The sequence below is a fragment of the Mangrovimicrobium sediminis genome (assembly GCF_004745945.1).
Lineage (GTDB): Bacteria > Pseudomonadota > Gammaproteobacteria > Pseudomonadales > Halieaceae > Mangrovimicrobium > Mangrovimicrobium sediminis.
Genome location: NZ_SRLE01000001.1, coordinates 297,129 through 316,758, shown reverse-complemented (window position 1 = coordinate 316,758; position 19,630 = coordinate 297,129). Strand labels below are relative to the sequence as shown.

Here is a 19,630-nt window from a genome sequence, read left to right as displayed (position 1 = left end):
GCCCGAAGCCCGCAGCCCGCAGCCCGCAGCTCTAGCCCGTAGCCCTGGCGCGCAACGTGTAATCGGAATCCCGAAGCGCAGAACTCCAACTGTAAAAGCCGCAATGGCCTGGCGCTTCACGCCGCGCTATAGGTCACCTCACCGCCACGCCAGGTCATGCGCACCGCGCTGCAGTCCAGCTCGTCGCGCACGGCTTCCCAGGGCAGGTGCAAAAGGCATAAATCCGCCGGGTCGCCGGCTTGCAACTCGCGCGGCGCCGCCCCCGGCTGTGAAAGTGGGGATAGGAACAGCGCGAGCGCCTGCTCCGGTGTGAGCTGCTCGCCACTACCCATCAGCTCGCCCGCGGCCGTGGTGCGTTGCACCGCCGCGCGCATCGCGGCCCAGGGGTCGGCGCTGCCGAAGGGCGCATCGGAGCCTGCTGCCAGGGGTACGCCGGCGTCGAGGAAACCCGCACCGCGATAGAGCCAGTCGCGGTCCCCTGGCTCCACATCCACGCGGTACTGGTCGCCGCGCTCGGCGATGAAATGCGGCTGGGTGACCACGCGCAGGCCCATCGCGCGCATCTCGTCCAGTTGCTGCGGCGGCGTTACCGAAGCATGTTCGATGCGGTCCCCCGGGCGCACGCCGGCCTCGCGCAGGGCGCCCAGGGTGAATACCAGTTCGGTGAGAGTCACGCAGTGCACCGCCACGCCGCGTTGCGCGGCGTGGGCCGCGGCAATGTCTGTGCACAGCGCGTCGAAGTCCGGCAGCTGCGATTCCAGCAGGTGTACCTTGAATTCGCCGCGCTGGAGCATCGCGCTGTCGATGCAACCGGCAAGGGATACGCCGCCCATCATGCGCACCCGCTGGCTCAGGACACCGTCGCGTTGCGCCCGGGCGAAACGCGCCCAGGTGTCCGCGTCATTGTGCGGCGTGGTGTCGGTGATCCCGGTGATGCCGTGGGCGGCAAGCAGGGCGCTGGCGGGCGCGAGGTCCGGCAGGCGTCCGCCCAGTCGCTGGCGCAGCCAGACGTCGGCCTCGTAGAGCCGCCCGGTGGCGCGGCCTTCGTGCAGTTCCAGTCCCGCTGGTGCATCGCCGGGCTTTAGCTCAAGCGCCTCCAGCGCGCGGCTGTTGAGCACCCACAGGCGTCCGCCGCGGTGCTGGATGCGCGCCGGGCGGTCCGGGATGTGGCGGTCCAGCCAGTCGCGGTCAATGTCGCCGGCGACGCAGGGGTGGTAGCCGATACCGCGCAACCACGTGCCCGGTTCACTGTTCGCGGCGCGTAACGCTGCTGCGAGAGCGTCGGCATCGGCTACCCGGGGCGGACCGCAGTCCAGGGAGGTGAGGGCGGCGGCCAGGGCCACCAGGTGGATGTGGTGATCGTGCAGGCCGGGGATCAGCAGCGCGCCGGCGGCGTCGATCACCGTGTCGTGGGCAGTGCGCTCGAGCGCCGGCGCGATAGCCGCGATGCTGCCCGCGTCGATGCGCAGGTCGGCGCTGCGGCCATCGCGCAGCCGGGCGCGGGTGATGAGCGTGCTGATGGCCTGGGTCTCCTGTCCTGGTGCTGGCCGGGACAGTGATCTTCCTTGGCGCCGGGCGCGATGTCCAGCGGCGCGGCAGGGTAGGGCGTCAGTCTTGCTGCCGCGCGCCCCTGCCCTGGCTGCCAAGGCGCGCTGCGCCGAGTCCGCCCAGGGCCAGTAGCAGGGAGATCAGTGCCGGCAGCGGCAGCGTGGGGATGGCCTGCGCGTCGTCGCCGCCAAAGCCCGGTGCGGCGGATATCGTGCCCGGCGGGTTGGCGTTGCAGGCCTCGGTGGGCGGCGGGTAGGCCACGCTGACCTCCGCGCTGGGGTTCACCGAGAAGCGCACGGTAGCGGTAGGTCGTACCAGCGAGGGCACTTCGACCCATTGCCCAGCGACCATCTCCCAGCCCGGCCAGGCCGTCGGTTCGCCGCTACCGTCAACCGCGGCGCCGGGCCACAGCAGCAGGCCGCTGTCCAGCGGCTGGTCAACCAGCGTCTGCACCGTGCTGTCATCCGAACCCAGCCACTCGACGGTGGCGAGGTTGCCCGGGGTGAAGCCCACCGGCGTGATGCTGTACTCGAGGTAGGGGGTGTCGTTCACGCACACCGCGTTGGCGGTGACGTCGATACGCCGCGACGGGGGGTAGGCCAGCACGGTCTCGGCGGCATCGGTGTCGTTGGCCGGGTTGGCATCGGTGGAGGCGGTGCCCACCTGCGCCGTGATGGTCATGGTCTCGCCTTCGGCGGCGCGCGCCTCGAAGCTGAAGTCCAGCGAATAGTAGGCCGCGGCGGGTGCCGTCGCCGGCATGCCGAGCAGGGTGGCGATGCCGGTGTTGGCGTCGTAGGACACGCTGGCCCCGGCCGGCAGGTTGCTGAACTGGACGGCGGCGGGAATGGTGGCACCGGCACCAAACTGGATGGTGTAGGTGGGGTCGATGGCATCGTCCACGCCGAGGTTGGAAAACTCGACGCTGCCGGAGACTGCGCTGCCCGGCTCCACGCTGGCGGCCACGCCGCTGACGCGGGCCTGCATGTCCACGGTGCCGATCGCGGTGACGGCGCTCGCGGTATCGTTGATCGGCTCATAGTCCAGCAAGGTCGTGTCGATGCTCGACTGCACCGGCAGCGGCCCGCTGGCCGGCGCGGTGTAGGTGAACACCATGCCGGTGTAGGCCTCACCGCTGGCCAGGGTGGTCGGCAGGCCGCTGAAGCTGACCACACCGCTGCCATTGTCGTAGCTGGCGGAAACGCCCGCCGGCAGGTTGCTGAAGCTGACGCTGCCCAGGCCCGCGGGCAGCTGCAACTGGTAGGTGACACCGCTGGCCGGGTTGATGCCGTAGTTGGCGAAACTGACACTGCCCTGTACCGGATCGCCGGGCTCAGCGAGCGCTGTCACCGTGACGCTGGTGGAGAGGTCCACCGGCAGGCCCTCGATGTACAGGTCCGCGGAGTGCGGCGGCGTGAGGAAGTAGGTCCACAGGTTGACCGCCTTGGCGTCACCCCAACCCGCGGAGCTGTTGCAGTCCGAGTTGGCGTTGTTGCCATCCTGCCAGCGACGGTAGACGGTGGTCGAATCCACGCCCACGAGATTGTACGCGGGGGAGGCGGGGGCGGGAGTGGCCGCGCCGCACAGCAGGCCGTTCAAGTCGCCCACCGGTACCCCGGAACTGGTGACATAGCCGCGGTCGTCGAAGAACGCCGTGGTGTCTCCGGGACTGCTGCCGTTGAGGCGCACCACGGTAGGTCCGCCACCGACCACGCCGCCGCGGCCGTTGTTCTCGGCGTCGACGATCGGGAAGTGCACTTCGCCGTTGCGACCGTAGGCGCGAAACGCATAGGGCTCCGGGCGTGCCGGGAACGGCAGCTGGTCGTTGTCCAGCCCGTTCCAGGTCACTTCGTGCGAGCCGCTGAAGGCGATACCGGTGAGCTGTCGGTTGGCGGGATTGGCCGGGTCGAAATCGACACCATCGCGGCTGATGACGATCTGGTAGCTGACCGTGTCCGTGGTGGTGAAGCTGAAGGTACCACCGACGCCGATGGTGGTGGTCGTGGTGCCGGAACTGCGACCGCGGAACTGTACGTTGGCGATTTGCGGCGAGGGCGGCACCAGGGGGATGCTCAGGGCCTGCAGGATTTTCTCCGCTTCGCTGGCGGCCGGTTGGCCGGGTGCGATATCGCTGAAGAAAATCGGGTATTCCGCCGGGGGTGCGGTGACACCCGCTGGCAGGTTGCTGACCTGGGCGTTGTTGCCGCGAATAGTTTTGTACAGCGGCTCGCCGTTATCCAGGAAACCGAAGGTGTTGGCGTAGAGCAGGTAGCCGTTCGGGTCCAGGCCGCGCAGGTCCTGGCGATAGCGGTAGCCGTCGCGCGTCACGTAATAGAGGCTGGAATACACCGGCCGGTCATTGCCGCCGGTGAAACCGATAAAGGCGTAGCTGTACAGTCGCCCCGGGATATTGCTCACGCTGCCCGCCGCGGCGCGCACCGAGACTTCCCAGGCGGCGACGGTGTTGGAGCTGCGGTCGGTGGTCGCAACACTGCCGGTGGGTCCGCCGCCGCTGCTGGCCGCGCCGAACAGTACGCCGTAAATGCCGGTGACCGGCGCCTGGTAGGCGCAGGGGGCGTAGCCGTCGGTGACCGTGGTGCTGTTGTCCGCGCTGTTGGCGCCGGCCAGTTCCGCGGCGCGGCTGGGGATATAGCCGAGCGAGCTGCCCGCGCTGTGGTTGCCGGATGCCGTGGTGCCGTTGGTACAGCTGAAGTCCGCGGAACCGGGCAGGGTTTCATCTCCCGGGATGCCGAAGTCCTGCGGGTCGTAGACCAGGATGTCGCCGTCGCTGCTGTCGCCGTTGCCGCGGTTGCTGGAGCCGAGCGCGATGTACTCGCCGGCCTCGGCATACACGTAGAGGAAGCCGACGCGCTTTACCCTGTCCAGGTAGCGCTGGCCGGGCTGGATGTCGAGGTTGGAACGGGCGCCGCCGGCGGGATAGCTCGCCGGGTGCAGTTCGCGGCTGCCCTCGGCCAGTGCCTGCCCGGCGCCGAGCAGAGTGAGTCCGGCCAGCAGGAGCAGCTGGTTGAAGGGGCGCAGGTTGGATTTTCGCATGGGTTCTGGTCGGCCTTTTATCAACGGCTTGTTGGTGCCGGCAATTTCGGGCCGGCGATTTTTACTCGGCGGGAATCATACCTGCTAGCCGCCCCCAGGCGGGGAGAAAGTCGGAGTTTTTCAGGGGCTTAGGGTCGAGAACGTGGAGTGGGTCACGGTTTGGCGTCGCCGGGTGCGGCGTCGCTTGCCAGGCAGTGGCGCACTGTGCGAGCCAGTGCCACGTCCAGCAGTTCGCCGCCGCCGGCCAGCCAGCTGCGCCAGCCGACCACAGCGGCGTGCAGGCCGGTGAGCGGGTCGGCAATGGCGTCACCGACCACGCGCCATTCGCCGCTGCTGCGGAAGACCTGTGCAGATAAGCCGGCGGCGATGGCGGCATCGTCGCCATAGGCGATCCAGTTGCCCTGGGGCTCGGCGCGGCCGTAGCCGGTGATGCTCACCCAGGTAAGGCCCGGCCGGGCGGCGATGATCTCCTCGGCCACCAGGCCCATCTGGCGCAGGGCGCGTGGGCGCGAGGCTTCCAGCACGATATCCGCGCTGTGCAGCAGCGCGCGCAGTTCGCGCCGTCCGCTCTCCCGGTGCAGGTCCAGTTGCAGCGATTGCTTGCCGGCGTTCAGGCGCTGGAAGAAAGCCGCCGAGCCGCGGCGCGCGCCGTCCGGCCGCTGGCTGCCCTCGACTTTGATGACCTCGGCGCCGGCCGCCTGCCACAGGCGGCTGCACAACGGCCCGGCCCACAGCGACGACAGGTCGATGACACGCGGAGGGCCGTTGCGCAGCGCGGGCTCGCCACAGGTTGTACGCAGCAGCCAGTCGTCAGCGAGCGTCGGTGCGGCCGTGGCATCGACGATGGCCAGGCCCAGTTCGCGGGCGCGCGCTACCAGGGGGGCCGCCGGCTTGGATGCGATGCAGCGGGCGAGGCTGTCCCACTGCCAGTCGCCTGCCTCCTGCAGGAGTGCCGGGAGCAATTCCCAGTCATCCTCGCGCGGCAGGTTGACCCCCAGCATCGCATCGGCGCAGGGCAGCAGGCGGCAGTCGCCGCTGTGCGACATGCCGTCGCGGGGGCGCCTGCCGGTGATGGCCATGCGCTCGTCGAGGACGTCGCGCCCGCACATCCCCGTCAGAACATCGCGGCCGCACAGGGTGCGAAAGGTGGCCAGTGCGTTGTCGGCGTGCCCGACCAGTCGCGCGGGGTAGGCCGGCTCCACCGGGTCCGGCGTCGCGGTTTGGCGTGAATCGTCGCTGCGCTGTGTTTTTCCCTCGTGCATAACGGCATTATGCCCGCAAACCCGGCGCCCTCCCATGTCGTCGCTCGTCTCCCGGCGACCCATTCCCGGTGCGTTGGCAGGGCCGTGAGTGAACTGCGAAGTATTTCACAGGGCGAGTGCCCGATGCCTGCCTGGCCGCACTTTTATTGGGGGTACGCCTCGCGTATAGTCAACTGGCGTATCCGCCGACGGCAACCAGGCCGGAGCTGATTGCGCGACGCGGTGTGTTGCAATCACTCACAAGCGTGATACAGGGACGTAAGACAATAATGAAAACCGGCAGAGAACCGCCAACTGCGCGTGGCGGTACGCCCAACTCGGGCGGTGTCGCAGCGCATCCGGGGTCGGTGAAAGAAACAGTTCACCGACGCGCCCCCGCTGTGTTTTCCAATCTCGAGCTGTGCCAGCTCTCGGTGGAAATGGCCGCCGACGAAGTGTTCTGGATGCGTCCGGACTCCACCATCGCCTACGTCAACCAGTCCGCCTGCGACAAGCTCCGTTACACCCGCGAAGAACTCATCGGCATGCACGTGTGGGACTGGGACCCTTTGTTCGATCCCAAGGTCTGGGACGGATTCCTGGCGGAAATTCGCAGCAAGGGTTCCATATTCTTTGGCACCCACCACCGCACCAAGGATGGCAAGGTCTTCCCGGTTGAAATCAAGGGGCACCATTTTGAACTGGACGGCGAGGAGTACATATTCGCCTATGTCTCGGACATCTCTGAACAGAAAGAGAAACAGGACGCCCTCAAGCGCTACCGGGAAAATCTTGAGACGCTGGTGCACGAGCGTACGCTGGCCCTCGAAAAAGAGAAGGAAAAAGCCGAGGAGGTGGCCCGCGAACTGGAGCAGTCGCGGCAGGAGGCCGTGGGACTGGCGCGGGTCAAGGCCCAGTTCCTGGCCAACATGAGTCACGAGATCCGCACACCCATGAACGGGGTGATGGGCATGGCCAACGCGCTGCTGCAAACCGGCCTGTCGACGGAGCAACTGGAGCAGGTGCAGGCGATCCTCGACTGCACGCAGTCGCTCAAGTCGATCATCGACGACGTGCTGGACCTGTCGAAGATCGAATCCGGCAAGCTGTCCGTCGAGGCTATCTCCGTGGACCTGTGGGACTGCCTGGCGCAGGTGAAAAACGCCACCGGGCAGATGGCCGTGGACAAGGGCCTGGCACTGGAGTTTCCGCCGCGTCCACCGCAGGTGCAGCCCTACCTGGGCGACCCCCACCGGATACAGCAGATCCTGATCAACCTGGTGGGCAACGCCATCAAGTTTACGGAACATGGCGGCGTCTACGTCGACGTGCGGTTCACCCCGCTAGATGCGACGACCGACAACGTTGAAATCTCCGTGCGTGACACCGGTATCGGTATCGACCCCGACATGCACGAAACCCTGTTTGAGCGCTTCACCCAGTCCGACAGCTCGACCACGCGGCGCTTCGGCGGCTCCGGCCTGGGGCTGAGCATCTGCAAGCAACTGGTCAAGTTGATGCACGGTGAGATCGGCGTGCGCAGCGATGTCGATACCGGCGCGGAGTTCTGGTTCCGCCTGCCGCTGGCCAGGGATACGGCCTGCGCCCTGAACAAGGCGGAACCGGAGCCGATCACCCGGTTTCGCGACTATTCCTTTGCCGGCGCGCGCGTCCTGCTGGTGGAGGACAACGACGTCAACCAGAAGGTGGCCACCGTCGCGCTCAGGCACGTGGACGTCCTCGCCGACGTTGCCGCCAACGGCCTGGAAGCGGTGCAGATGTGCAGTGCCGGCACCTACGACCTGGTGTTGATGGACTGCCACATGCCGGTGCTGGACGGCTACGCAGCGGCGCAGCAGATTCGCGCGCTGCCCGGCTGGGAGACCGTGCCTATCGTGGCGCTGACCGCCAACGCCATGGCCGACGAGCGCTACCGCTGTGAGAATGCCGGGATGACCGATTTCATGAGTAAACCCTTTGACTTCAAGGACCTCGCGGCGCTGCTCCTGCATCACCTGCCGCAGTTCGCCCGGCGTCGGGCAGAGTAAGGGCCTTCATTGCTGCCCGAAATGCGAGTTGAATCACACATTGTGCTTTGACTCTCGGCTTTTCATGAACTAGGGCTTTCCCTGCCGCCGACTACCCTGTATTAATACGGGTACGACTCTTGTCCAGGCCAGTACGTAGCCCGCTGTTTGGCGGAATGCGTGGGCGAGCCTCGCGGTAAGCGACGCAGTCGACTTGTCTGCAAACAAGTTCCAGGGATGAATTCGACCAAGTGAAAACCAGCCAAGACTTCGCCATCTACCGCGAGGATTCCTTCAGGCCCGCCGATTGGGTATTGCCCGCCGGCCACCCTGCCGGGTCCGACCAGCGACCGGATTCGCCGGTCTTCAACAGCCTTGAATTGTGCCAGCTCTCCGTGGAACTCGCCGCCGACGAAGTGTTCTGGATGCGCCCGGATTCCGAGGTGGTCTACGTTAACCGCTCCGCCTGCGAGCGACTGGGCTACCGGCGCGAGGAATTGATCGGGCTGCGCGCCTGGCAGTGGAACCCGCTGCTGACCCCTGAATTGTGGGAGACCCACCTCGAGGAGTTGCGTCGGCATCGCTGCCTGCACTTCGACACCCAGCACCGGACCAAGGACGGCGACGTCTACCCGGTGGAAATCAAGAGCCACTATTTTGAACTCGACGGGCAGGAGTTCATCTTCGCCTACGTGCTGGATATTTCCGAGCAGCGAGCCAAGGAGGCGGCGCTCGCGCGCTACCGCGATGAGCTCGAGGCGCTGGTTCACGCACGCACCCTCGAGGTCAAGCTGGAAAAGGAAAAGGCCGAGCAGACCGCGCGCCAGCTGGAGCAGTCCCAGCGCGAGGCGCTCAGCCTCGCCCGGGTTAAATCCAATTTCCTGGCCAATATGAGCCACGAGATCCGCACGCCCATGAACGGCGTGATGGGTATGGCCAACGCACTCCTGCACACGCAGCTGGATGCGGCGCAACAGGAACAGGTACAGGCGATCCTCGATTGCACCGGCTCGCTGCGCGCGATTATCGACGACGTGCTGGACCTGTCGCGCATGGAATCGGGCAACCTGGTTATCGAGTCGCTGTCCCTGGATGTCTGGGATTGCCTGCACCGGGTGGATCAGGTCACCCGGCAGATGGCCGCGGACAAGGCCCTGGAGCTCAGGATTCCCGAGCGCCCGGCATCTGCGCCAAGCTATCTCGGTGACGGCTATCGAATCCAGCAGGTGCTGGTCAACCTGGTGGGGAACGCGATCAAGTTTACTGACAGCGGTGTTGTCGAGGTGTCTCTGGACGTCTCCAGCGTGGATGACAGGCACGACGTGATCCAGTGGTCCGTGCGCGATACCGGCATCGGCATCAGCCGCGAGCGACAGTCGACCCTGTTCGAGCGTTTTACCCAGGCCGACAGTTCCAGCACCCGCCGCTACGGTGGCTCCGGCCTGGGCCTCAGTATTTGCAAGCAACTGGTTCTGCTGATGGGTGGTGAGATCGGTGTGCACAGCGAGCCCGGCAGCGGGTCCACGTTCTGGTTCCGCCTGCCGCTGGAAAAGGACACCCGGCACTACCCTGTGGTGCCCGAGCGGCCGGCCACCCCCGACTTCCGCGACTACGCCTTCGACGGCGCGCGCGTGTTGCTGGTGGAGGACAACGAGGTCAACCGCAAGGTCGCCTGTGTGGCCCTGAGCCACATCGGCATCAGCGCCGACGTGGCGCGCGACGGTGTCGAGGCCGTGCAGATGTGCGCCGACCGACGCTACGACCTGGTGTTCATGGATTGCCACCTGCCCAACCTGGACGGCTACGCGGCCACCCGCCAGATTCGCACCCAGCCGGGCAATGAGGCGGTACCGGTAATCGCGCTGACCGCCAACGTGCTGGCCGAGGACAAGTACCGCTGCATCAATGCGGGCATGACCGAGATTCTCACCAAACCCTTCGACTTCAGGGACCTCGCCGCGCTGATGCTGCGCTACCTGCCGGATTTCGCCCAGCGTCGCGCGGGCTAGTCACCCGGGCACACCTCAACCTGGCCGTCCTCACGGCGGACGGGCCGGAAGCAATCAGCGGGAAATGAGTCGGCGCCGTGCGGCGTCGGGTCGGTCTGCTTACCGCAAACTCACCAGGAACACACGACCATCGCCAGGGTGAATTCCTGGGGTGTGCGTTCGCGTCGGGCCGAGCGGGTAGTGTTGGCGTTGCGGGTGAATTCGTGGGGGTGGTAGCTGTCCATGAAACGCGGGGCGGCGGCCTGTTTTTTCTCCGCCTCGGCCTTGCGTTCGCCGAAGCTCTTGTCCAGCTCGAAGGTGTCGCCCAGGCGCAGGCCACAGCGCATCGCGGCGTCGCCAGCATCGCCCGCGGAGGCGGCGCTGGCGAGGCAGCTGGCTGCGAGAGCCAGCACTAGTAGTCGAATTGGTGTCATCCCGGTAATCCCGCCGTCGTAGGGCCTGCGCCCCTTAGACCGTTGACTTTGCGTCCCCACCTTTCGATGGGTTTGCCCTTGTACGGAAGTGCTATGAACAGACCGTAGCGCAAAACTGCGCGGTGATTCACGCAAAAAGACTAAAAATAATCACAAATAGCCGGGGTTTATTTGTCGGTATGCCGCAGGGGCATAGCGTGGGTGGATGTTCAGGGTGCGGTCGCGCGGCCGGTCGGTCGTTTTATTGCGACAGTGCACGGGCCTGGCTGGGCGGTTGGCCGAACAGGCGTTTGTACTCGCGACTGAACTGCGACACGCTCTGGTAGCCCACCTGCCACGCCGCCTCGCTCACCGACTTGTGTTCGCCGGCCACCAGCTGGTGTGCCCGGTGTAGTCGAATGGCCTTGATGTACTGCAGCGGCGAGGCATTGGTCACCGCCTTGAAGTGCTGGTGCAGGCCGCTCTGGCTCATGCTGGCGACGCTCGCCAGAGCGTTGACGTCCAGCGGCTGGTCGAAGTTCTCCTGGATGTGGCGGATCACCCGCGCGATACGCTGGTGGTGGCGGTCGCGGGTGACGAAGGCGGCGAGCTGCGCGCCCTGCGGGCTGAGCAGGCCGTAGAACAGGATCTCGCGCACCAGCATGGGGGTGAGCACGCGGCGGCGTTGCGGATCGGCGAGGCTCGCGACCAGGCGCTCCACGGCTTCCACCAGGGGTTTCGATACTGGGCACACGCAGACGCCACGACTGGCATCCTGCGCCGGCACCAGCTCGGGCAGTTCCTGCAGCAGTTCCATTATCACCCGGCTGTCCACGTCGAGCTTGATCGCGAGGTAGGGCTCGCGCGCGCTCGCCCGGGTGACCATGCCCTCCATCGGCAGCGGCACGCTGGAGGCGAGAAAGCGGCCGGAGTCGTAGCGGTAGGTCTCGCCAGCCAGCAGGCTCATCTTCTGGCCCTGGATCACGATGTAGAACACCGGCTGGTAGATTATCGCCGTGCACGGCGTGGTGCTGTCCGAGCGTATCAGCGTGATGCCGGGGTACACCGAGGGGTCGACCGCCGGCTGTGGCAGCAGGCGGAGCAGGGTATCGATACACTGGGCACTGAACATGGTGTGTGGATTCCGCGAGTCGTCATCTCCAGTCTAGGCGCGCCGCGGCAGATGGGAAGCCCCGCGCGCTGATTCTGGAGGAATAGGCAAGCACCGCGGACAAACCGGTGAACCCTGGCCGGGCGCCGCGTCCATACTGTCGCAACTGCAACCGACAGGAGTACAGAAAATGCAACAACGTGATCTCGGCACACAGGGCCTTCGCGTGTCCGCCATCGGCCTGGGCTGCATGGGCATGTCAGATTTCTACGGCAGCAGCGCCGAGGCGGACAACCTCGCCGTGCTCGCCGCGGCCCTGGATCAGGGCGTCACCTTCTGGGACACCGCCGACATGTACGGCCCCTGGACCAACGAAGCGCTGCTGGGCAGTTTCTTCCGCGAGCACCCCGGCGCTCGCGAGAAGGTACAGCTGGCGACCAAGTTCGCCAACATGCGCAATGAGAAGGGCGAGTTCCTAGGTGTGAACGGCAGGCCGGAGTACGTGAAATCCGCCTGCGAGGCCAGCCTCAAACGCCTGGGGGTGGACTGCATCGACCTCTACTACCAGCACCGCATCGACCCCGAGGTGCCCATCGAGGAGACCGTCGGCGCGATGAGCGAACTGGTGGCGGCGGGCAAGGTGCGCTTCCTGGGGCTTTCCGAGGCCAGCGCGCGGACCATCCGCCGTGCGTGCAAGGTGCATCCGATCACCGCCTTGCAGAGCGAATACTCGTTGTGGTCGCGCGAGGTCGAGGATGACATTCTGCCCACCTGCCGGGAACTCGGTGTCGGCTTCGTCGCCTACAGCCCGCTGGGGCGGGGTTTCCTGACCGGTGCGATTCGCAGCCGCGCGGACCTGCAGGTGGACGACTGGCGCCTGGAAAACCCGCGCTTTGCCGAGGAAAACTTTCACCTCAACCTGGAACTGGTGGATGCTCTCGGGGACCTGGCAGCCGCGAAGGGTTGTACCCCGGCGCAACTGGCGCTGGCCTGGCTGCTGGCGCAGGACCCGCATATCGTGACGATTCCCGGAACCCGCAGCCTGCGGCGTCTGGCGGAAAACGCCGGCGCCGCGGCCCTGACCCTGGGGCGGGAAGACCTGGCAAGTCTTGAGCGCATCCTCGATGCCTTCGATGTCCGGGGCGGACGCTACCCCGCAGCGGCTGTATCGCTGCTGGCTGGTGATACGCCCGAGCTTTAGCCCGAGGGGCAGGCGCGGGTTCAGGTTTTCTGCACGATGAAGTAGCTGTGCACCTCGGGCAGCTGGTCGAACTCGAAATGCCGGCAGGTGCAGCCGGCCTCGAGAATCAGCCGCATGAAGCCGTTGACGCCGAGGGTGGCGTAGTACATCTCCGGACCCATGCTGCCGTCCGTGTGCTCCTGCGGTTCCACGTGCCCGCCGCAGGAGAAGATCATCACACCCTGCGGGCGCAGGGCGTCGATCAGCTTGCTCAGTACCCGAGCCTGCCGTTCGCTCGACAGGTGCCAGATGCTGTCCCAGGCGGTGATGAAGTCGTAGCTGCGCGGGGGTTCCCAGCTGCAGATGTCGCGGTGGTGGAAGGTGATCTCCGGGTGGCGCAGGCGCGCCAGCCGGACCATCTCGCTGGACACGTCCACTCCCTCGGGTTCGAATCCGGCGACCAGCAGGAGGTCGATAAGCCGGCCGTTGCAGCCGCAGCCGACATCCAGCGCCATGCCCCGTCGTTCGGCGAAGGCGATTGCGCGCTGGTGCTGGTCGATACCGTTTTCGCGGTTGAAGTCATCGCTGGCCCAGCGATGGGCGATCTGGTCGTAGGCACGTCCGATTTGATCAGGTGTCATGTCCTTGCTACCCCAAAGGCTCGCTTCCGGCGAGCGGTTCGATCGGGTACCACTGCGGGATTGGGGTTCCGCAGTGCCTATCCTATACCCTCACGCAAAAAATTGTAAAAGCGGGGTCAGAGCCCTTTTTGACCGGAAATGCTCTGGTCCAGGGGGAGGGGGTCAGCCAACGGCTTTTCCGGCCGGCCGCGCTGGGGTTGTCCGGTGCGGACGGACAGGGTGTTCTCGATCTCGTCCCGGAATTTGTCATCGCCCATGGGGGTGCCTGACCGCGTGTGTTCGCGAATCAACTGTAGTTCGTTGCCATCGTCGGCAGCCTTGAACAGGCGCCGGTAGTTGCGGGTGCATTCGTCTCGTGTGGTGCCAAGGGCAGCGTAGCGACTGTGTGGGGTGACCAGGGGATCTTCGCCCGTGCCAGCATTGCAGGCGTAGCTGCTCCACCGGTAGGCCTCCGGGGCGGTTACCATACCGGCCCGCACCGGGTTCATCTCAATGTAGCGATAGCAGGCGAGCAGGTAGGTGTTGCTGTCGATGATGCTGGCTCGGAAGCGTCCTTCCCACAGAGTCCCGCTACGCTCGTACTTTTTGTTGATGTAGGGGACATAGCGCTGCCCGGTGTATTGCAGGGCCTGGCTGATGCCGGTTTCACTCGATGGTGTCATCAGGAGGTGTACATGGTTGGTCATGAGCACGTAGGCGTGAAGGGCGCAGTCGTATCTCTCTATCGCCTGGGAAAGGAAGGACTGGTAGGCGAGGTAGTCCTCTTCGGCGAAGAAGACCGGTTGGCGATTGTGTCCCCGTTGCACAAGATGAGCTGGGTGACCGGGCAGGAACATGCGAGGCTTGCGGGGCACGGACAGGGTCGTAGTAGCGGCGGCAAGTACTATGCTAGAGCCTGCCAGATTGAATAGAACACCCGATTTGACCGCCCGGACATCTAATCTGGCCGAAAAGGGCTCTGACCCCGTATACTTGTAAGGTGTTGATTTTATTGGACTGTCGTGGAGGTTTCGTGTCGATGTCGTGTTCGTGTCGTTCCGCAAGCGGTGGGAAAGGGCAACACTGGCCCTGCCTCACACAGCAAGGGTAGCGCCATGATAGTCAGGAAGTTGCGATTGAAGCGGGGATGGTCCCAGAGCCAGCTGGCCGAGATGGCCGGCGTGACCACCCGCACGATTCAGCGGATTGAACAGGGCCACCGGCCGAGCATGGAGACATGCAAGGCGCTTGCTTCGGTGTTTGAGGTAGACCTATCTCTTTTGCAACCCGAGGACGAGCCAATGAACAACCAAACCCAACTGAGCAGCGACACCCAACTGAAAGTCGATGAACAGGAAGCCCTGACCTACGCCAAGCGCATGAAGGAGTTCTACGAGTACCTGATCACCTACGTCGTCCTGGCGGCGGTGTTCCTGATCGTCTTCCACGGCAAGCCGGTCATCTACATCATCTTCGGCGCCCTCGGCGTCGGGCTGATCTTCCAGGGGCTGATCGCCTTCGAGGTGATCCGCTTCATGAGCCCGGGCTGGGAGAAGCGCCTCGCCGAGCGCAAGCTGGGGCGGAAGTTGTAGGGAGTACTTTATCTCTACTGGATACTTCGTATGAGCGGGATATTTTGTCCTCAGTAGACCCTGGTGACGTCCGCTTCATTGGAACCCTGTGGGGCTGTCTTGAGTTAAAGCCTGTGTGTCAGGCGCCAGCTGTGCAAGAGCCATAGGGCATCCAATCTGGCCGAAAAGGGCTCTGACCCCTATTTCCTGGGTCAGGCCCAGTCGCTCTTGCTCCGCCCGCCTGTGCGCCGGCGTCGATTGGGGTTGCCGGAAGATTCATACAGCTGCGCCTGCAGGTTGTTGGGCAGGCGGCGCTCACCATCGGTATCGCGGCGGTCGGGATGCTGCAGGTAGCGGCATTCGCAGCGTGTGCTGTCGCAACCCGGTAACGGTAGTGTAGGTGTCGCTTTCTCGATATCGATATAGCGAAGGCTTTCCAGGTTGCGTGCAGTGGAGCAGGCGAACTGGCCGCAGACGATAGATGTTGCGCGGTAGGGGTTGCGTGCCGTCCTGGCCGGGTTGGCGCGGCGTCCGGCGGGAAGCTGCCCGCCTGCGGTACTGCGCGCGGATTGTCCCCGGCCCTTGCTCCACAGGGCGAAGAGCGTGAGTGCGATTGCCGATACCAGTAGCGCAGCTACCATGTTTTTTCCCGGAAGTGTTTTTGTTGTTGTCGCCTTCGTTGTAGCGCCTGACGCGGCGGGGGTCACGGCGGTGCTGGCGAGATTGTGTGCCGGGTCACACTAAACCCTGAATCAGCGCCGAAACTGTGAACTGCTCTGCCGGCTCTGACCCCTTATAATCCGTGACACATCCTGTTGGCGAGACACTGCAATGGCGTTGCAAATCATCGGTGCGGGCTTCGGCCGGACCGGGACCATGTCCCTGAAAGTGGCCCTGGAGCAACTGGGCTACCCCTGTTATCACATGGTGGAATGCTTTCCCAAGGGCCCCGCCCACTGGAAGCTGTGGGAACAGGTGGGCAAGTCAGAGCCGGACTGGGACGCCGTGTTCGCCGGCTACACCGCAACCGTCGACTTCCCCGCCTGCACCAGCTACGCCGCGCTGGCGAAGTACTATCCCGACGCCAAAGTGGTGCTGACCGTCCGCGATCCGGACGCCTGGTTCCAGTCCGTCCAGGACACGATCTTCGGCAGGGAGTGGCTGGAATTCCTGCCCGGGACGGAGGCGGGCGCCTACCTGCAGGCCACGATCAACGACTATTTCGATGACCGGATGCACGATCGCGACCATCTGGTCCAGCGCTTCCACGAGCACGTGGCCGAGGTGAAGAGCACCATCGCGCCCGAACGCCTGCTGGTGTTCGAGGTCTCGCAGGGGTGGGAGCCGCTGTGCCGCTTCCTGGAGGTGCCGGTGCCCGAGGGTGACTTCCCGCGCATCAACGATACCGCGGCCGTTCAGGGCGTTATTCGGGACGTCATGGACAGGGGCTTTCAGGCGGCGCTGGGTTACGCGGGTTAGGCGCCAGTCTGCTCCGGCGGCGTTTCCCTACCGTTGGGGCCGAGAAAATATGTGGCGACCACCGAGGGCACCACGACCAGCATGAGCAGCTGGAAGATCGGGCCATAGGATTCCATGCCCGAGCGCAGGTACCCGAAAATCACCGGCCCGAAGGCGGTCAGCGTCAGCAGTGGCGCGATCAGCCCGCCCACACGACCGAAATTGGCCGGTCCATAGCGGCTGGCGATGATAGCGCCCATCGTGGGCATGATGCCGCCCTGGCTGATCCCCACCAGGGCGTAGGCGACCAGGAACGCGATGTAGGATGCAGCGGTTTGCAGCAGCACGAGGCTGACCATGGCGATGGCCGCCGAAAACCAGATGAGCAGGCGGTGATCCGTCTTGTCCGCCATGAATCCGTAGCCGATCTTGCCGACAATCATCGCCAGGGACAGCGTGGAAATCAGCAGTGCCGCCTGCTGCCCCAGGATGCCTGCCTCCTCCGCGATCGGCGCCGTATTGAGCTGGATGGTGATGAAGACCACCAGTAGCGGGGTGAGGGCGGCCACCAGGTACCAGAATGCCCTGTTCCTCGCGAGATGGCCCATTTTCCAGTCCGGGAAATCCTGTGGCTGGCCTGCAGGTTCTGCCGATTTCTTTCCGTGTTCTGGCGATGCCAGGCTGTGTTCCGGCGATTCCTTTCTATATTCGGGCGACGCCAGGCCATGTTCCGCCGATTCCTTTCTATGTTCGGGCGACGCCAGGCCATTTTCCGGCGATTGCTTTCTATATTCGGGCGACGCCAGGCCATGTTCCGCCGATGCCAGACCCTGTGCCGGCGGTGCAGTGTCCCCCGGTTCTCTCTCGCCTGTGCCGCGGTCGCGCACGATAAGCCAGATGATCGGGACCATGATTAAAACGAAGGCGACGCCGAACACCAGGTGGGACTCCCGCCAGCCGAGCGACTGGTTGAGCGCCGTGACGATCGGCGGGAAGACGAAGCCGCCGAGCGACGTGCCGACGGAGGATATACCGAGGGCCGCACCGCGGCGCTTTTCGAACCAGCGCGCGGTCGCCACCTGGGCTGCCATGCCGCCGGCGAAGATGGCGCCGACGGGCAGCAGGGTGCAGTAGACCGCAAGCACCTGCCAGAAGTCGGTGGCGAAGGCGATAAGCACGTAGCCCGCGCTGAAGGCGAGAATACCCGCTGTGGCGAGCAGCCGTACGGAATGGGCATCCATGATGCGTCCGGCCACCGGAGAATACAGCCCCATGGTGACCTGGCCGAGTGTCGCGGCCAGCAGCACCGTGCCCGTGCTCACCCCGAAGTCGTCGCGAAATGGTGTTACCCAGAAGGTAAAGCTGTAGATCATCAGGCCGTAGGTGATGGCCTGGAACAGAATTGTGACGAAGACGATGTTCCACCCGTGGTACCAGGGGGTGGATATCGTCCACGGCGAACCTGCCTTTTGCGTTGACGTGGTTATGGGCGCCTTCCTGTTATTGTTGTTGTGCTTGTTGTTGTTTTAGCTGTTGTGCTTGTTGTTGTATTTGCTGATGTAAAGCCTAGGCCCACCGTATAGGCAGCGAACTCAGCGACAGGTTCATGCCCACGTGGAATGTCGGCGGATTGTCCGGCGCGAGGGTGAATGGCGGCAGGCGTTCCAGCAACACGCGGTACAGCGTTTGCAGTTCCAGCCTTGCCAGGTGCGAACCCAGGCAATGGTGGGGGCCGCCGCCAAACAGCATGTGGGCTTTGCGCTGTCGATGGATGTCCACGGTCGCGGGCTCGTGGAACTCTTCCGGGTCCAGGTCGACCGCGGGCAGGTAGAGAATCACCCGGTCGTCCGGCTGCAGTGTCTGCCCGTGCAGTTCGGTCTCCTTTACCACCCGCCGTACCGGAACGGTAAACGAGTAACGACGCAGCAACTCTTCGCTGGCTTCACCGATCAGGTCCGGGTGAGCGCGCAGCTCCTGCTGCAGGTCCGGGTTGGCGGCCAGGTGATAGACGCCAAACGACAGCGCGATAACGACGGTATCCAGGCCGGCCAGGAACAGCAGGACGATGTAGTCCTCGATGAGCTCCATCGTCATGGGCTCGCCATCGATACTCATAGCCCACAGGTCGCTGATCAGGTCCTGCTGTGGGTGATCGCGCCGGGCGACGATATCGTCGTGCAGTGCGTCGACGATCTTGCGCATCAGGTGGAAGGCCTGCGCCGGGTCATTGTGGTCGCGGGGGGTGAACACCTCGTGCGCCAGCGCCCGGAACTCAGCCAGGCGCGCTTTTGGCAAACCCATCATTTCCAGGAACACGCGCACCGGGAACTGCTCGGCAACCGCCGAGACAAATTCGCACTCGCCCTGGTCCGCAACACCATCGATCAACTTTATCGCGAGGTCTTCAATACTGCCGCGCAGTGCCATCAGCATTTTCGGCGAGAACGCGCGCATCAGGGGTTGCCGATAGCGCGTATGCTCCGGCGGGTCCATCATCAGCGGCGTCGGGATGGGCGGGCGCGGCGTGCCCGGGGGCAGGGCGGCCAGCGTGGCCTCCATGATTTCCGGGGCGACCAGGGCACTGGAGAAGATTTCCGGATGGCGAAACACCTCCTGCGCAGCGGCGTAGCTCAACACCATCCAGTGGCCGCCGTTGTGCGGCGTCCAGAAAACGGGCGATGCGTCCTGAATCAACCGCTCCACACTGGCATGCGGATTTTCCACCGCGACATCGCGGTACATATCAAAACTGTAAATGGCGGATTCGGGGATATGCGCGGGGCGCTCAACACCCTGGCTCGCAGCGGTCATCGCCGGCGTCTCCTCTGGACAGGCTCTATTATTGGAAGCGTATGAGTCCACCGAGAATAAGTGAATCGGCTAACAGAAGAAAAGGGGTCAGAGCCCTTTTTGCTCAGGTTTGATGTGCGAACTGAGCGGACGGCACAAGCCGTCCAAGCGAACGACAATAGCGCCCTGGCGCCAATCAGATGTGGCCGAAAAGGGCTCTGACCCCTTTAGCTCGGCAACCGGGCTAGATACTGGCCCATGTGGTGTTCACGAAAACGCTCGTTGCACCAGGCCTCGTCGGACAAGAAGTCGTAATAACTGGGCCGGAATACATAGGCCTGGCAGTGCCGCGCAGTACCGCATTCGAGGTAAACCAGCACAGACTCCCGCTGGTAGAAACGGCCTTCGTACTCATCCAGCAGCGCTATCGCGCACTGGTCCAGCCCGGTGAGCAGGGCGCCTTCCACGCTGCTGTTTCCGTCGGGGCGGATCGCGGGAAACATCTGCCCCGACACCGTGACCCGCCTGTAGCCCGGCAAGCGGGCGCCGACCTTTGACAAGGGCTGATCGAAAAGAATGCTCAGCACCTCATCGTTCAACAAGGTGCCGTAGACGAAGATATCCTGCATCTG

At 64.7% G+C, this 19,630-nt stretch carries 16 protein-coding genes, 1 pseudogene and 1 riboswitch; of the genes and pseudogenes, 6 read left to right on the top strand and 11 right to left on the bottom strand.

Annotated elements, in window-relative coordinates; genetic code table 11:
• Positions 1–116: 116 nt before the first annotated feature.
• From E4634_RS01365 to E4634_RS01355, 3 genes are all read right to left on the bottom strand, one after another.
• Complete coding sequence (locus E4634_RS01365; RefSeq protein WP_206046752.1) at positions 117–1,646, bottom strand: amidohydrolase family protein; 1,530 nt, start codon at positions 1,644–1,646, stop codon at positions 117–119.
• Entirely contained in the window at positions 1,609–4,599 is a 2,991-nt protein-coding gene (locus tag E4634_RS01360; protein WP_135440798.1) for a DUF11 domain-containing protein, read from the bottom strand. Before E4634_RS01360 ends, E4634_RS01365 begins: the two co-directional genes overlap by 38 nt.
• 152 nt (positions 4,600–4,751) lie before the next feature.
• Positions 4,752–5,861 (bottom strand): CoA transferase, encoded by a 1,110-nt coding sequence (locus E4634_RS01355; RefSeq protein WP_167854715.1) that lies wholly within the window; start codon positions 5,859–5,861, stop codon positions 4,752–4,754.
• A gap of 380 nt (positions 5,862–6,241) precedes the next feature.
• Between E4634_RS01355 and E4634_RS01350 the strand changes: the two genes are divergently transcribed.
• On the top strand, positions 6,242–7,888 hold the full coding sequence (locus tag E4634_RS01350; protein ID WP_167854714.1) for an ATP-binding protein: 1,647 nt from the start codon (positions 6,242–6,244) through the stop codon (positions 7,886–7,888).
• A 230-nt stretch (positions 7,889–8,118) separates the two neighbouring features.
• Positions 8,119–9,876, top strand: coding sequence for an ATP-binding protein (locus E4634_RS01345; RefSeq protein ID WP_135440795.1), 1,758 nt, complete (start codon positions 8,119–8,121; stop codon positions 9,874–9,876).
• Between the two features lie 110 nt (positions 9,877–9,986).
• Here the strand turns inward: E4634_RS01345 and E4634_RS01340 are convergent, their stop codons facing one another.
• Both E4634_RS01340 and E4634_RS01335 read right to left on the bottom strand, forming a co-directional pair.
• Complete coding sequence (locus E4634_RS01340; protein ID WP_135440794.1) at positions 9,987–10,289, bottom strand: hypothetical protein; 303 nt, start codon at positions 10,287–10,289, stop codon at positions 9,987–9,989.
• Positions 10,290–10,376, bottom strand: a riboswitch (cyclic di-GMP riboswitch).
• Positions 10,377–10,530: 154 nt separating this feature from the next.
• Positions 10,531–11,400: an AraC family transcriptional regulator gene (locus E4634_RS01335; RefSeq protein WP_135440793.1), complete on the bottom strand. Its 870-nt coding sequence runs from the start codon at positions 11,398–11,400 to the stop codon at positions 10,531–10,533.
• 169 nt (positions 11,401–11,569) lie between these two features.
• Here E4634_RS01335 and E4634_RS01330 point away from each other — a divergent pair, with 169 nt between their 5' ends.
• Positions 11,570–12,580, top strand: a complete 1,011-nt coding sequence (locus E4634_RS01330; protein ID WP_135440792.1) for an aldo/keto reductase — start codon at positions 11,570–11,572, stop codon at positions 12,578–12,580.
• Between the two features lie 20 nt (positions 12,581–12,600).
• On the opposite strand, the gene E4634_RS01325 is transcribed toward E4634_RS01330, so the two are convergent.
• Positions 12,601–13,200: a class I SAM-dependent methyltransferase gene (locus tag E4634_RS01325; RefSeq protein WP_135440791.1), complete on the bottom strand. Its 600-nt coding sequence runs from the start codon at positions 13,198–13,200 to the stop codon at positions 12,601–12,603.
• 116 nt (positions 13,201–13,316) lie between these two features.
• A complete protein-coding gene (locus tag E4634_RS01320; RefSeq protein ID WP_206046751.1) occupies positions 13,317–14,036 on the bottom strand; it encodes a transposase in 720 nt (239 codons plus the stop codon).
• A 258-nt stretch (positions 14,037–14,294) separates the two neighbouring features.
• On the opposite strand from E4634_RS01320, the pseudogene E4634_RS21965 reads away from it, so the two are divergent.
• Positions 14,295–14,450, top strand: a pseudogene (locus tag E4634_RS21965) (helix-turn-helix transcriptional regulator); the annotation flags it as partial.
• Between the two features lie 30 nt (positions 14,451–14,480).
• Positions 14,481–14,771, top strand: coding sequence for a 2TM domain-containing protein (locus E4634_RS21810; protein ID WP_240725042.1), 291 nt, complete (start codon positions 14,481–14,483; stop codon positions 14,769–14,771).
• Positions 14,772–14,962: 191 nt separating this feature from the next.
• Here E4634_RS21810 and E4634_RS01310 read toward each other — a convergent pair whose 3' ends face one another.
• Positions 14,963–15,391 (bottom strand): hypothetical protein, encoded by a 429-nt coding sequence (locus E4634_RS01310; protein WP_135440788.1) that lies wholly within the window; start codon positions 15,389–15,391, stop codon positions 14,963–14,965.
• A gap of 190 nt (positions 15,392–15,581) precedes the next feature.
• Here E4634_RS01310 and E4634_RS01305 point away from each other — a divergent pair, with 190 nt between their 5' ends.
• Positions 15,582–16,229, top strand: coding sequence for a sulfotransferase family protein (locus tag E4634_RS01305; protein ID WP_167854713.1), 648 nt, complete (start codon positions 15,582–15,584; stop codon positions 16,227–16,229).
• Here E4634_RS01305 and E4634_RS01300 read toward each other — a convergent pair.
• The 3 genes from E4634_RS01300 to E4634_RS01290 all read right to left on the bottom strand — a co-directional run bounded on the left by E4634_RS01300 (position 16,226) and on the right by E4634_RS01290 (position 19,627).
• Positions 16,226–17,596, bottom strand: a complete 1,371-nt coding sequence (locus E4634_RS01300) for an MFS transporter (protein ID WP_276606613.1) — start codon at positions 17,594–17,596, stop codon at positions 16,226–16,228. The genes E4634_RS01305 and E4634_RS01300 overlap by 4 nt on opposite strands.
• Before the next feature lie 178 nt (positions 17,597–17,774).
• Positions 17,775–19,019 (bottom strand): cytochrome P450, encoded by a 1,245-nt coding sequence (locus tag E4634_RS01295; RefSeq protein ID WP_135440786.1) that lies wholly within the window; start codon positions 19,017–19,019, stop codon positions 17,775–17,777.
• Positions 19,020–19,225: 206 nt separating this feature from the next.
• Positions 19,226–19,627, bottom strand: coding sequence for a gamma-glutamylcyclotransferase family protein (locus E4634_RS01290; protein ID WP_135440785.1), 402 nt, complete (start codon positions 19,625–19,627; stop codon positions 19,226–19,228).
• Positions 19,628–19,630: the final 3 nt, after the last annotated feature.